This is a genomic window from Leifsonia xyli subsp. xyli str. CTCB07, assembly GCF_000007665.1.
Taxonomy (GTDB): Bacteria; Actinomycetota; Actinomycetes; order Actinomycetales; family Microbacteriaceae; genus Leifsonia; species Leifsonia xyli_C.
The window spans coordinates 796,279-810,301 of sequence record NC_006087.1 but is presented as its reverse complement, the minus strand read 5'-3'; the positions used below and the strand labels follow the sequence as shown (position 1 = coordinate 810,301).

Here is a 14,023-nt window from a genome sequence, read left to right as displayed (position 1 = left end):
CTCGGCCAGCTTGGCCGTGATCTCCTCCCTTTTGTGCATGGCCTTTGCCAGCGTGAGGCTGCCGAGAGCGGAGCGGGGAGAGGAGGGGCTCAGCCGAACCAGAGAGCGAGCTCGCGGGCTGCGGATGTGGGTGAGTCGGAGCCGTGGACGAGGTTCTGCTGCACCTTGAGGCCCCAATCGCGGGCGAGGTCTCCGCGGATGGTGCCAGGGAGCGCCGTAGTCGGGTCGGTCGCTCCCGCCAAGGAGCGGAAGCCTTCGATGACCCGGTTGCCGGCGAGCCGGATGGCCACGAGGGGACCCGACTCCATGAACTCCACCAGCGGCTCGTAGAAGGGTTTGCCCTCGTGCTCGGCATAGTGCTTGGCGAGGAGTACGCGGTCGGCCTGCACCATCCGGATATCGACGAGGGAGTAGCCTTTGGCCTCGATGCGGCGGAGGATCTCGCCGGTGAGGTTGCGGGCGACTCCATCGGGCTTGACGAGGACGAGGGTCTCTTCGACGGCGGTGGTCATGGGGTCTCCGTTTCAGTTGGTGATCGGTCGAGGCGGGCGGAAACGATCATGCAGTAGGTCCACATGGCCGTGAAGATCGCACCCACAATGAAGAAGGCGGGGACGAGGAAACCGGCAGCGATGACGATCAGCTGGACGACCCAGCCCAGCCACACACCGACGGAGGCCCGGAGGAGGCCTATCGCGACGATCGTGAGCAGGACGACACCGGCTCCCCCGCCGAGAGCGACGGCGGGGGAGAGCGCACCGAGGCCGGAGACGACGAGCGCGCCCAGGAAGACGATGATGAGTTCGAAACCGAGGACGATCGAGCCGAGGCTCTCGCGGAGGGAGCGGCGGCGACTGGGGCGACCGGCCGGGGACTCCGGCCGCTGCCTCTCCGGACGCTCCTGCTCTCCGGCCGGGCTCACGAGGCGGCTTCCTTCCAGCCTCGCTCCTCGGCGTACGCCATGGCAGCGCCGACGAGAAGGATGGAGCCGGTGACCACGACGGCGCGGCGCGCTCGCTCACCGGCCCACTCGCGGGCCGTTTCCAGCGCGTCGAGCGCGTCGGAGAAGACGAGGGCGGCTTCCTCACCGGCCTCGTCGCGCACGATGTCGCCGAGCTCCTCCGCGGGGAGTGCGCGGTCGGAAGCCGGCTCCGTCACGAAGTACTGCGTCGCTCGCGGGGCGAGCGCGTGGATGACGCCGCGTGCGTCCTTGTCGCCAAGGCTGCCGACGACGAAGGCGATCTCCTCGAAGTCGAAATACCGCCCGAGCGCCTCCGCGAGCGCCTCGGCGCCCGCAGGGTTGTGAGCCGCATCGACCAGGACGCTCGGCTCGATGCCGATGAGTTGCAGCCGGCCCGGCGACGTGGCCGTGGCGAAGCCTTCCTCCACCAGCTCGGCCTTGAGCGGCGGTACGCCGCGGCCGAGGAACGTCTCGACGGCCACCACCGCTACCGCCGCGTTCTGAGCCTGGTGGTCTCCGTACAGCGGCAGAAAGACATCCTCGTAGGTCGCAGCGCGCCCGCGCACCGTCACGAGCTGCCCGCCGACGGCGACACGCGTCCTGACGACATCGAAATCCCGCGGCTGCCGCATGAGGCTGGACTCTGTGAGCCGCGCCGTCTCCTCCAGCTCGAACAGGGCTTCGGGAGGCTGCGCGGAGGTCACGACATCCGCCGTCGGTTTGATGATCCCCGATTTCGTGCGGGCAATCTCCCGCACGGTGCTGCCGAGTTGCTTGGTGTGCTCGAGCGAGATCGGGGTGAAGACCGCCACCTGGCCGTCGCCGACGTTGGTGGAGTCCCACTCCCCGCCCATCCCGACTTCGATGATCGCGACATCCACGGGGGCGTCCGCGAACGCCGCGAACGCGAGCGCTGACAGCGCCTCGAAGAAGGTCAGAGGGGCTTTGCCCTGCTGCTCCAGTTCCGCGTCCACAAGCTCCAGGAACGGGTGGATGTCCTCCCAGGTGCGCACCAGCGCCCCATCTCCGATCGGCTCGCCATCGATCACGATGCGCTCATTGAAGCGCACGAGGTGCGGGCTCGTCATCAGTCCGGTGCGCAGACCGTAGGCGCGCAGAATGCTCTCCGTGACGCGGCCGGTCGAGGTCTTCCCGTTGGTGCCGGTGATATGGATGATCGGGTACGCCCGCTGCGGGTCGCCCAGCAGTTCCATGGCACGACGGGTCGCGTCTAGACGGCGCTCGGGGGCCGCTTCGCCGATGCGGCCGAGCAGGGCCTGGTAGACGGCCTCCGCTTCGTCCCTCAGCCTCTCGTCGTCGCTCACTCGTCCGCCTCCTCGATCTTCGTGATGCCCACCGTGAAGTCCCCCACGTTGGCGAACTGCCCGGCTCCGAACGTCTTCACGAACGCGCCGGCCGCCGCCGCGACCTGGACGGTCCGTGCGAGCGTCTCACTCGCGATGTCGACCTCCGTCGCGAGGCCGAGCACGCGGGCATCGCCGCCGTTCTCGAACGCGAGAGTGAGGGCGATGCGGTCGCTGACGCCCAGGCCGGCCGCCTTGCGGGTGTCCTGCACGGCGCGGATGATGTCGCGGGCCAGACCCTCGGCCTCCAGCTCCGGTGTGAGCGCGGTGTCCAGTTCGATGTACACGCCGTTCTCGAACCGTGCGGTCGGCGCGGAGATCACGACAGCGAGCTCGTACTCGCCCGGCTCCAGCTCGACGCCGCCGGCGGTCACGACACCGTCTGCCTCCGACCAGTCGCCACTCTTGGCGGCACGGATGACCTCTTGGACCCGCTTGCCAATGCGCGGGCCGAGCTGGCGGGCTTTGACGGTCAGCGCCCGGTCGACCCCGCTGTGCTCGCCCTCGACCAAGCAAACGGCTTTGACGTTGAGCTCATCGCGCAGGATGGCCTCGAACGGCGCCAGAGCGGCGGCGCCCTCCGCCACGACCGTGAGAGAGGCGAGCGGGAGCCGCACCCGGAGCCCCGCCTGTTTGCGCAGCGACAGCGCAGTGGAGCTGATCGCGCGCACCCGGTCCATCGCGGCCACCAGGGCGTCGTCGGCCGGGAGCTCGGCGGCGTCCGGCCAGTCGGTGAGATGGACGCTGCGCCCGCCGGTCAGATCCTTCCAGATCCGCTCGGTGACGAGCGGCAGCAGCGGTGCGGCCACGCGCGTCAAGGTCTCGAGGACCGTGTACAGCGTGTCGAACGCCTCAGCGCCGGCGCCCTCCCCATCGACACCCGCCCAGAACCGGTCGCGCGAGCGGCGCACATACCAATTGGTGAGCAGATCGGCGAAGTCTCGCAGCTTCGCCGAGGCGAGCGTCGAGTCGAGCGCGTCGAGGTCGGCCGTCACAGCCTCCACGAGATCACGGGTCTTGGCCAGCAGGTAGCGGTCGAGCACAGCGGCGGATGCCGTGGACCGCTTCGCCTCGTACCCCGTCGCATTGGCGTACAGCGAGAAGAAGTACCACGTATTCCACAGCGGCAGCAGCACCTGGCGGACGCCCTCGCGGACGCCCTCTTCGGTCACAACGAGGTTGCCGCCGCGCAGCACCGGGCTCGACATGAGGAACCAGCGCATAGCATCCGATCCGTCGCGGTCGAACACATCGTTGACGTCCGGGTAGTTCCGCAGCGACTTCGACACCTTCTGGCCGTCGTTGCCGAGCACGATGCCGTGGCTGATGACGTTCGTGAACGCGGGCCGGTCGAACAGCGCCGTCGAGAGCGCATGCAGCAGGTAGAACCAGCCGCGCGCCTGCCCGATGTACTCGACGATGAAGTCGGCGGGATTGTGGGAGTCGAACCAGTCGCTGTTCTCGAAGGGGTAGTGAACTTGCGCGAACGGCATCGAGCCGGAGTCGAACCACACATCGAGCACGTCCGGGATGCGGCGCATGGTCGAGCGCCCGGTCGGATCGTCCGGATTCGGCCGGGTGAGGTCGTCAACGAACGGCCGGTGCAGATCCGGCTCGCCTGCGGCATTCAGCGGCAGGCGGCCGAAGTCGCGCTCCAGCTCGGCCAGCGAGCCGTAGACATCCACTCGCGGATAGTCCGGATCGTCGCTTTTCCACACCGGGATCGGCGAGCCGAAGTAGCGGTTGCGGGAGATCGACCAGTCCCGTGCCCCCGCGAGCCACTTGCCGAATTGGCCGTCCTTGACGTTCTCGGGCACCCAGGTGATCTCCTGGTTGAGAGCCACCATCCGGTCGCGGAAATCGGTGACACGAACGAACCAGCTCGAGACCGCCTTGTAGATCAGCGGATTGCGGCAGCGCCAGCAGTGCGGGTACGAGTGCTCGTAGCTCGCCTGGCGCAGCAGGCGGCCTTCTTCGCGCAGCAGCTTGATGAGCGGTTTGCCGGCCTCGAAGACCTGCAGGCCCGCGACATCCTGAACGGCCGGCAGGAACCGTGCGCCGTCGTCCACCGAGATGATGACCGGGATGCCCGCGGCCTCGCAGACCCGCTGGTCGTCCTCGCCGTAGGCCGGGGCCTGGTGGACGATGCCGGTGCCGTCCTCGGTGGTGACGTAGCCGTCCACGAGAATCTGCCACGCGTTCTGCGTGCCCCAGGTCGCAGCGTCCGCGTAGTAGTCCCAGAGGCGGTCGTAGGTGACCCCCTCCAGCTCACGGCCCGGGATGGTTCGGGTGACGGCGGCGCGCGCGGCCTCGGGCGAGCCATAGCCCAAGTCTTTGGCGTAGTTCCCGACCAGGTCGATGGCGAGCAGGTACTCGCCGCTCAGCACCTCGTCGTCCGGCCGCCCGTGCGCGTCGGCCGCACCGTTCGGGCCGGCGGGCACCACGGCGTACTGGATATCGGGGCCGACCACCAGCGCCAGGTTTGTGGGCAGCGTCCACGGTGTCGTCGTCCAGGCGAGCACACGCACACCGGTGAGCCCGAGCGACTCGGCCTTCGCCCCGGTCAGCGGGAAGGTGACCGTGACGGTCTGATCCTGCCGCATCTTGTAGACGTCGTCGTCCATCCGCAGCTCGTGGTTGGACAGCGGCGTCTGATCGCGCCAGCAGTACGGCAGGACGCGATAGCCCTCGTAGGCGAGCCCCTTCTCGTGCAGCTGCTTGAACGCCCAGATCACCGACTCCATGTAGGTCGTGTCGAGCGTCTTGTAGCCGTTGTCGAAATCGACCCAGCGCGCCTGGCGGGTGACGTACTGCTGCCACTCGCGTGTGTACTTGAGCACGGAGTCCTTCGCGGCCTGATTGAAGGCGGCGAGGCCCATCTCCTCGATCTGGCTCTTGTCGGTGATGCCCAGCTGCCGCTCGGCCTCCAGCTCGGCAGGGAGACCGTGGGTGTCCCAGCCGAAGCGGCGCTCGACCTTCTTGCCGCGCATGGTCTGGTAGCGCGGGAAGACATCTTTGGCGTACCCCGTCATCAGGTGGCCGTAGTGCGGCAGGCCGTTGGCGAAGGGCGGGCCGTCGTAGAAGACCCACTCGGGAGCGCCGTCGCGGTTGTCGATGGAGGCGTGGAAAGTGCCGTCCCGGTCCCAGAACGCGAGCACATCCTCCTCGATCTCCGGGAACACCGGCGAGGGGGTCACAGGCTGAGCCTCGGGCTCCTGGCCGTCCGGCGCGGGCAAAGGGTACGGCATTTCTCTCCTGGCAGTTTTCGCTGTTCTGCACGAGGACGCCGGACGCTGTCGCGACCGTCGCGGTACCACCCCGCTTGCCCCTTCCGGCCACGACACCGGATGAGGCCACTCATTCACCGGCTGTGACGGGCCGCACCCGTTCGGTTCTACTGAGCGGGCCGCCCCACTGTTCTTCCGAAGACTCGCCGGTGATGGCCGGGTCGATGTCTGTGCCGTCCATTCTAGCCCGTTCCGCGGGGCCGGCCGTCGCGGAGAGGAGCGCGGTCGTGTAGCCCCGGCACACCGGCTCGACGGCCTCCCGCACCAAAGGTTTCAGCGGCCCTCGTCCGACCCCCGCTCGGGCCCACACCCCCACTGCGGCGACACCGGCGCCCACGACGGCCGCCGCCGCGCCGCGGGGCAGCGGCCCCTCCGCGTCGTCCCCCGTCCGCGCGGCTATCGCCGCCGCGATCTGTCTCACCACCGCCAGAAAGCGCGGCAGCGCAGACGCCTGAAGTTCAGCGTCCGTCTCCATCAGTTCGACCTGGGTGACGGCCAGCGGAAGCCGGCCGGGGCCGAATCCCTCCGCGAGCCGGAGCACGGCGATCAGCACGGCGTCCATCGGCAGGATGCCCGCGCCTGGCGCGACGAGTAGCTCGGGGAAGCCCTTGAGCGCCTCGTCGACCTCCAGCCAAAGCAAATCGCTCTTCGACGCTAAGTAGTTGAAGAAGGTCGCCCGGCTCACGCCCGCCCGACGTGCGATGTCGTCGACTGTCGTTCCCGCGTAGGTCTGTTCCAGGAACAGCTCGGCCGCGGCCTCGGCCAGCGTCTCGCGCGAGGAGGCGCGCGGACGGCCGGACCCGGAATTTCTGGAGTTCATGCGCTGTCTCCTCCTTGCTTTATTATGAGACCCGGTTCCCTATCCCCGCCAGAAGGGCGACTGTGACTTCCACCGCCACACCCGTCGCCGACGACGCCGAGCGCCCAGGCATCCCCCGTGGCACGGCCCGCCGCGTCACCATCGCGTCATTCGTTGGCACTGCCCTCGAATCGTACGACTTCTCCCTCTACGCCTTCTTCGCGGCCTTCTTCGCCGGGCCGCTGTTCTTCGCGCCGCTCGGGCCGTTCGGCGGTGTGCTCGCGGGCTTCCTCGCCATCGCGGCAGGGTACGTCATCCGCCCGGTCGGTGCGATCCTCTTCGGCCATCTGGGCGACCGGATCGGGCGGCGGCCGGTGCTACTGACGACGATCCTGCTGATGGGCGTGAGCACCGGCCTGGTCGGCGTGCTGCCCGACTATGCGGCCGCGGGATGGTTCGGCGGCGTGGCCTTCGTCGCCCTGCGGCTCGTGCAGGGGCTCTCGCTGGGCGGCGAATGGGGCGGCTCCATCCTCCTTGCGACCGAGTACGCGAGCCCGAAGCGCCGCGGGTTCTCCGCGGCCCTCCCCCAGCTCGGCTCGCCGGCGGGGAGCATCCTGAGCGCTGCCGTGTTCATCGTGCTGACGGTCGAATTGCCGAGCGCCGACCTCGCAGCCTGGGGCTGGCGCATCCCGTTCCTGACGGCGTTCCCGCTGCTGCTCGTCTCCCTCTACCTGCGCTGGTCGATCGACGAGACGCCAGTGTATCAGTAAACTGCTGGAGGCCGGCCGGCGCGAGCGCTTCCCGCTGATCGAGATGTTCCGCAAAGCGCCCGCCGGCTTCGCGCTCGCGGTCGGCGCGGGAGTGCTGGGCATCGGGTCGTACTCTCTCATGAACACCTACATGGTCGACTACGGCACGTCCGTCCTGAAGTTCTCCTTTCGGGATCTGCTCATCGCCACTACGATCGGCGGCCTGCTCCAGCTGGTCACCATCCCGCTGTTCGGCCTCTGGGCCACCCGGATCGGCTCAGCGCGCATCGTCGCCATCGGAGCGGCCGGGACGCTGCTCATCGCCTTCCCGATGTACTTCGTGCTCCAATCGGCGACTTTCGGGGTGCTCGTCGGCTCGATGGTCGTCGGCGGCATCCTGCCCACGCTCGCCTGGGCGGGGCTCGGCGGGCTGATGGCGGATCTGTTCCCGAGCGAGGTGCGCTACAGCGCGCTCTCGGTCGCGTACAGCATCGCGGCGCTCCTGACCGCGTTCGTGCCCCCGCTGACGCTGATGCTCGGCAACGCGACCGGCAACGCGTGGTGGCATCCGGGCATCGTCCTGACGGTCATGTCGGTGATCTCCCTGCTCTCGGCGTGGGTCGCATCTCGGCGTCAGCCCCTGATCGACGCCTGAGGCGGCCCACCGTGCCAGAGACGGGTGTGCGCTAATCTTGACGACGGACAACGACACTCAGGCACCCCGTGGACACGGTGCCGCATATATCGCGATCGGAGACACCATGAGCGCTGTCAACTCCGTGCCCGAGAAACCCGCACTGGAGGGGCTGGAAGGCAAGTGGGGCAGCCGCTGGCAGGAAGACGGAACCTATCTGTTCGACCGCGCCGCGGCCATCGCCGCCGGCCGTGACGCCGTCTACTCGATCGACACCCCGCCGCCCACCGCCTCCGGCTCCCTGCACATCGGCCACGTGTTCAGCTACACGCACACAGACGTCGTGGCGCGGTTCCAGCGGATGCTCGGCAAGCGCGTCTTCTATCCGATGGGCTGGGACGACAACGGCCTGCCCACCGAGCGGCGCGTCCAGAACTACTACGGCGTCCGCTGCGACCCGACGCTCCCCTACGAGCCCGGACTCACACCGCCCTTCGAGGGCGGCGACAACAAATCCAGCAAGGCCGCCGACCAGAAGCCCATCTCACGGCGCAACTTCATCGAACTGTGCGAGCGGCTGACGGTCGAGGACGAAAAACAGTTCGAGGCGCTGTGGCGCTCACTTGGGCTCTCCGTGGACTGGTCGCAGACCTACCGGACCATCGGCGAGGAGTCGCTGCGCACCTCGCAGCTCGCCTTCCTGCGCAATGTGAAGCGCGGCGAGGCCTACCAGGCGCTCGCGCCGACGCTGTGGGACATCACGTTCCGCACCGCCGTCGCGCAGGCGGAGCTGGAGGACCGCGATCAGCCGAGCGCCTACCACCGCGTCGCCTTCCATGGCGAGGCCGGACCGGTGTTCATCGAGACCACCCGGCCCGAACTGCTGCCGGCCTGCGTGGCGCTGGTGGCGCATCCCGACGACGAGCGCTACCAGCCGCTCCTCGGCACGACCGTCCGCACGCCGGTGTTCGGCGTGGAGGTGCCGGTGGTCGCCCACCACCTCGCCCAGCCGGACAAGGGATCAGGCATCGCCATGATCTGCACCTTCGGCGACATCACCGACGTCACGTGGTGGCGCGAACTCGACCTGCCGAACCGCGCGATCATCGGCTTCGACGGCCGCATCGTCAGCGACGCCCCGGAGGCGATCGACACCGAAGCGGGACGGGAAGCCTACGCCCAGCTCGCCGGCAAGACCGTGTTCTCGGCCAAGCAGACCGTCGTGGAGCTGCTGCGCGCCTCCGGTGATCTGGTTGGCGAGCCCAAGCCCATCCAGCACCCGGTCAAGTTCTTCGAGAAGGGCGACAAGCCGCTGGAGATCGTCTCCACCCGCCAGTGGTATGTGAAGAACGGAGCCCGCGACGAGGAGCTGCGCGAACGGCTGATCGAACTCGGCCGCGGCATCGACTGGCACCCGGACTTCATGCGGGTGCGCTACGAGAACTGGGTGAACGGGCTGACCGGCGACTGGCTGATCTCGCGCCAGCGCTTCTTCGGCGTGCCGATCCCGGTCTGGTATCCGCTCGACGCGGGCGGCAATCCCGTGTTCGACGCGCCCATCCTGCCGTTGGAGGAGTCTCTGCCGATCGACCCGTCCTCGGCTGCGGCCCCCGGCTACACAGAGCAGCAGCGCGGACAGGCGGGCGGCTTCGTCGGCGAGCACGACGTGATGGACACCTGGATGACCTCGTCGCTCACCCCGCAGCTCGCGGGCGGCTGGCACCGCGACGATGAGCTGTTCGCCGCGGTGTCCCCGTACGATCTGCGACCGCAGGGCCAGGACATCATCCGCACCTGGTTGTTCTCCACTCTGCTGCGCTCTCAGCTGGAGGACGGCGTCGCTCCGTGGACGCACGCCGCCCTCTCCGGATTCATCGTGGACCCCGACCGCAAGAAGATGTCGAAGTCCAAGGGCAACGTCGTCACCCCCGCCGACGTCCTGGAGCGTCACGGCTCGGACGCGGTGCGCTATTGGGCCGCCTCCTCGCGACTCGGCACCGACGCCGCCTTCGACCCGCAGAACCCGACGCAGATCAAGATCGGCAGACGGCTCGCGATCAAGCTGCTCAACGCGGCCAAGTTCATCCTCGGCTTCGACGCCCCGGCCTCGCTCGACCTCGCTCAGGTCACCGTCCCGCTGGACCGCAGCATGCTGCAGCAGCTCACGGACGTGATCACGGACGCGACCGCAGCGCTCGACGCCTACGACCACGCCCGTGCGCTGGAGACGACGGAGACATTCTTCTGGACGTTCTGCGACGATTACCTTGAGCTCGTGAAGGAGCGCGCCTACGGCGAGGCTTCCACCGGACAGGTGTCGGCCGTCGTGGCGCTGCGGATGGCGCTCTCGGCCTTCCTGCGCCTGTTCGCTCCGGTGCTTCCGTTCGCGGCGGAGGAAGCGTGGAGGTGGTGGAACGAAGGCTCCGTCCACCTCGCCGCCTGGCCGGCAGCGGCCGAGACCTCCGTGGGCGGGAACGACGCCCGCGCCGTCCTCAACGTGCTCGGCCGCGCTCTGACCGGCATCCGCGGGGCCAAGACCGCCGCCAAGGCCTCGCAGCGCACGCCCGTCGACTCGGCCGTCATCGCCGGTCCTGCGGGCGACCTCGCCGTCATCGAGTCGGCCGCTGACGACCTCCGTTCGGTGGGCAGAATCGTGGAACTGCGTTTCACGGCGGGAGCAGACCTGGCGGTCGCGGATATCGTTCTCACGCAGGCGCCCGAGGAGGAGCGATGACGGCAACTGTCCGGCGCGTGGAGGACAGCGAGTTCTTCGCCTGGCTCGACCTCTACACCGGGTACGGGGAGTTCTACGAGACCCCGGTCACCGATGAGAAAGCGCTCCTGGTCTGGAGCTGGATCACCGACGCGGGCAACCCGCTGGAAGCCTACTTCGCTGTGGACGAGAAGGACACTCCGATCGGCCTCGCGCACGCCCGCGAGTTCGTCCGCCCCCTCGACGGGAACAGGGGCCTGTACCTCGACGACCTCTTCGTGCGCCCCGGAGCGCGCGGCGCGGGCGCGGGCGCCGCACTGCTGGAGCGGTTGCGCGAGACCGCCAGGGAGCGTGGCCTCTCCGTGGTCCGCTGGATCACCGCGAAGGACAACGAGACCGCCCGCGAACTCTACGACAGGGTCGCGGAGAAGACGAAGTGGGTCACCTACGACCTCGTCCCTTGAGACCAGCCGAACGGTGTCCGGAGACGAGAGGAGGAACCGATGTCGATCGACGTGCGGCCGATTCGGGAAGGCGATTTCTTCGCCTGGCTCGATCTGTATGCGAAGTACGCGGAGTTCTGTGAGAGCGAGCTGACCGATCAGAAAGCGCTGACGCTCTGGTCCTGGCTCACCGATGCCCAGCACGAAGAGTCGGGCTACCTCGCCGTGGACGACGGCCGCATCGTCGGTCTCGCCCATGTCCGCGAGTTCGCACGCCCGCTGGAAGGCGACCGCGGACTGTTCCTCGACGATCTGTTCGTGCTCGACACTGAGCGCGGGCACGGCGTCGGCCACGACCTCATCCAGGCGATCCGTTCCCTCGCTGAAGAGAGCTGCCTCGGCGTGGTGCAGTGGATCGCCGACCACGACAACGCCCACGCCCAGCGCGTCTACGATTCGGTGGCGAGCCGCACTTCCTGGGTCACCTACGAGATCGACCTGGTCGCCCCGGAGAAGGGAGAGAAGACCTGATGCAACTGGGAACCCGCTGGGCCGTCGGAGAACAGGCTTCCGCTTCCCTCCCCGCTGCCGTCTCCGATGCGGTCACGGCTGTCGAGCGGGAACTGGCCGCCACCGGTGTGGAGACCGACGGCTGGCGCTGGACGCTGACCTGGCTGGAGGGCCGTCCCATCGTCGAACTCGACGACGGGACGGTCATCCACTACGACCCCGCCGAGGAGTCCGCGGCCATCGCCCAGCCGGCCGAGACCGATCCGGGCGACGCCGAGGAGCGCTGAGGCTTCCGTCTGCGACTCAACGCAGCGGCGGGGTCAGGACGGCGGCAGTGTCCCAGGCAGCCTCCACCGCATCCGCCTTTCGGCAGGACACTCGGCGCGGAGAATTCGGGATGGCCCGGCCCGCGTGCGGGAGACCGATGCTCTTAGAGTGGAGGAATGGCCGACACCTCCAATCCGTTCTTCGCGCTCAGTCCCCTCCCCTATCAGCTGCCGCCCTTCGCCGAGATCCGCGATGAGCACTACCGGCCCGCTTTCGAGCGCGGGTTCGCCGACGTGGCCGCGATCGCCGACGTGGCCGCGCCGGCGACCTTCGAGAACACGATGCTGCCGCTGGAACGCTCCGGGCAGACACTGCTGCGCGTCGCCGAAGTGTTCTTCAACAAGTCTTCTGCCGACAGCACAGACTTCACCAACGCGCTGGAAGAGGAGATCGCGCCGCTGGTCTCCGCACACTAAGACGCCATCCGGCTCAACCCCGACCTCTCGGCTCGCATCTCAACGCTCTACGATCAGCGCGACTCGCTCGGGCTCGACGCCGAATCGCGCTACCTCATCGAGCGCTACCACACCGAGTTCCTGCTCGCCGGCGCCGGGCTGAACGAGGAGGACAAGGAGAAGCTGCGCGACCTCAATCAGCGCCTGTCTATCTTGACCACCCGCTTCGAGAAGAACCTGCTCACCGACACCAACGAACTCGCTGTCGTCTTCGACACCGCCGCAGAGCTCGACGGACTCGGCCACGGCGAGCTCTCCGCCGCAGAGGCGGCCCGCGACCGTGGACTCGATGGCAAGTACGTGGTGACGCTGGTGCTCCCAACCGGACACCCGTGGCTCGCGAATCTGAGGAACCGGGCGACCCGGGAGCGGATCATGGCCGCCTCCCACGCCCGCGTCACCCGCGGCGGGAAGCACGACAACCGCGATCTCATCCTCGAAATCACCCGCCTGCGCGCCGAACGTGCCCGCCTACTCGGCTTCGACACGCACGCTGCCCTCGTGATCGCCGACGAGACTGCGAAGAACCCGGAGGCCGTCGCCGACCTGCTCGGCCGCCTGGCGCTCCCGGCTGCCCGCAACGCACGCGCCGAACAGGCCGACCTCGCAGAGCAGTCCGGCGGCGAGCCCGTCGCCAGCTGGGACTTGGCGTACCTCACCGGCAAAGTGCGTCAGGCCAAGTACGACGTCGATTTCGCCGCGATGCGTCCCTACTTCGAGGCGGAGCGGGTCCTACGAGACGGCGTCTTCTTCGCCGCGAACCAGCTCTACGGCCTGAGCTTCGAGGAGCGGCCGGATCTGCTGGCCTACCACCCGGAAGCACGCGTCTTCGAGGTTCGCAACGAAGACGGCTCCGGCCTCGGCCTCTACATCCTGGACCTCTACACGCGCGACTCGAAGCGCGGTGGGGCCTGGATGAACCCGCTCATCTCGCAGTCGGCCCTGCTCGGCACCCCGACCGTCGGGGTGAACAACCTCAACGTCCCGAAGCCGGCCGCGGGCGAGCCCACGCTCCTCACCTACGACGAGACCAACACGCTCTTCCACGAGTTCGGTCACGCGCTGCACGGTCTGTTCGCGCATGTCACCTACCCGAAGTTCACCGGAACGAACGTCTTTCGCGACTTCGTCGAGTTCCCGAGCCAGGTGAACGAGATGTGGATGCTGTGGCCCGAGATCCTGGCCAACTACGCCGTCCACCACTTCACCGGCGAACGGATTCCGCAGGAACTCGTCGACAGGCTCCACTCCTCGCAGAGCTTCAACGAGGGCTTTGCGACCAACAAGTACCTCGCCGCCGCCCTGCTCGACCAGGCCTGGCACACGATCGCCGCCGGCGACACCGTCGCCGATGTCGCCGCGTTCGAGGAGGCCGCCCTGGCAAAAGCGGGTCTCGACAACCCGGCTATCCCACCGCGGTACGCCAGCACCTCCTTCGCGCACACGTTCTCCGGCGGCTACGACGCCGGATATTACTCCTACATCTGGAGCGAAGTGCTCGACGCCGACACCGTGGAGTGGTTCAAGGAGAACGGTGGCCTGAGCCGTGAGAACGGCGAACGCTTCCGGCAACGCCTTCTGAGCGTCGGCGGCTCCAAGGACCCGTTGGAGGCCTACCGCGATTTCCGCGGCCGGGATGCCGTGATCGAGCCGCTGCTGAAGCGGCGCGGGCTGGGCGGCTGACGAACTGAACGAGAGCGGCCTGCGCGCACGGGAGCAGCCGCAGGGCCTCTCGCCGCGCCGGGGCGCTCGTCTCCCGCTCCGCCGCCGAACGAACCGGC

Annotated in this window: 11 protein-coding genes and 1 pseudogene; 7 read left to right on the top strand and 5 right to left on the bottom strand. The window is 68.3% G+C overall.

Translation table 11 applies throughout. The features are described 5' to 3' along the window. Positions 1-89 precede the first annotated feature (89 nt). The 5 genes from ndk to LXX_RS03925 form a co-directional block, all read right to left on the bottom strand. A complete protein-coding gene (gene ndk, locus LXX_RS03945; protein ID WP_011185706.1) occupies positions 90-512 on the bottom strand; it encodes a nucleoside-diphosphate kinase in 423 nt (140 codons plus the stop codon). After that, a complete protein-coding gene (locus LXX_RS03940) occupies positions 509-922 on the bottom strand; it encodes a DUF4233 domain-containing protein (protein ID WP_011185705.1) in 414 nt (137 codons plus the stop codon). The genes ndk and LXX_RS03940 overlap by 4 nt, the downstream gene beginning before the upstream one ends. Further along, the gene (locus LXX_RS03935) at positions 919-2,286 is read right to left on the bottom strand and encodes a bifunctional folylpolyglutamate synthase/dihydrofolate synthase (RefSeq protein ID WP_011185704.1); all 1,368 of its coding nucleotides are present in this window, start codon (positions 2,284-2,286) and stop codon (positions 919-921) included. Before LXX_RS03935 ends, LXX_RS03940 begins: the two co-directional genes overlap by 4 nt. Next, the gene (gene ileS / locus LXX_RS03930) at positions 2,283-5,573 is read right to left on the bottom strand and encodes an isoleucine--tRNA ligase (protein ID WP_041767288.1); all 3,291 of its coding nucleotides are present in this window, start codon (positions 5,571-5,573) and stop codon (positions 2,283-2,285) included. The genes LXX_RS03935 and ileS overlap by 4 nt, the downstream gene beginning before the upstream one ends. 109 nt (positions 5,574-5,682) lie before the next feature. Beyond that, positions 5,683-6,432, bottom strand: a complete 750-nt coding sequence (locus tag LXX_RS03925) for a TetR/AcrR family transcriptional regulator (protein WP_011185702.1) — start codon at positions 6,430-6,432, stop codon at positions 5,683-5,685. A gap of 62 nt (positions 6,433-6,494) precedes the next feature. On the opposite strand from LXX_RS03925, the gene LXX_RS15405 reads away from it, so the two are divergent. The 7 genes and pseudogenes from LXX_RS15405 (at position 6,495) to LXX_RS03895 (ending at position 13,925) form a co-directional block, all read left to right on the top strand. Next, positions 6,495-7,181 (top strand): MFS transporter, encoded by a 687-nt coding sequence (locus tag LXX_RS15405; RefSeq protein WP_223227712.1) that lies wholly within the window; start codon positions 6,495-6,497, stop codon positions 7,179-7,181. 43 nt (positions 7,182-7,224) lie between these two features. Beyond that, on the top strand, positions 7,225-7,815 hold the full coding sequence (locus LXX_RS15400; RefSeq protein WP_223227711.1) for an MFS transporter: 591 nt from the start codon (positions 7,225-7,227) through the stop codon (positions 7,813-7,815). A 106-nt stretch (positions 7,816-7,921) separates the two neighbouring features. Further along, the gene (gene valS / locus LXX_RS03915) at positions 7,922-10,528 is read left to right on the top strand and encodes a valine--tRNA ligase (protein ID WP_041767286.1); all 2,607 of its coding nucleotides are present in this window, start codon (positions 7,922-7,924) and stop codon (positions 10,526-10,528) included. After that, positions 10,525-10,971: a GNAT family N-acetyltransferase gene (locus LXX_RS03910; protein WP_041767284.1), complete on the top strand. Its 447-nt coding sequence runs from the start codon at positions 10,525-10,527 to the stop codon at positions 10,969-10,971. Before valS ends, LXX_RS03910 begins: the two co-directional genes overlap by 4 nt. 39 nt (positions 10,972-11,010) lie before the next feature. Then, positions 11,011-11,481, top strand: a complete 471-nt coding sequence (locus LXX_RS03905; RefSeq protein ID WP_011185699.1) for a GNAT family N-acetyltransferase — start codon at positions 11,011-11,013, stop codon at positions 11,479-11,481. Then, entirely contained in the window at positions 11,481-11,747 is a 267-nt protein-coding gene (locus tag LXX_RS03900) for a hypothetical protein (RefSeq protein ID WP_011185698.1), read from the top strand. Before LXX_RS03905 ends, LXX_RS03900 begins: the two co-directional genes overlap by 1 nt. A 156-nt stretch (positions 11,748-11,903) precedes the next feature. Then, positions 11,904-13,925, top strand: a pseudogene (locus tag LXX_RS03895) (M3 family metallopeptidase). Positions 13,926-14,023 lie beyond the last annotated feature (98 nt).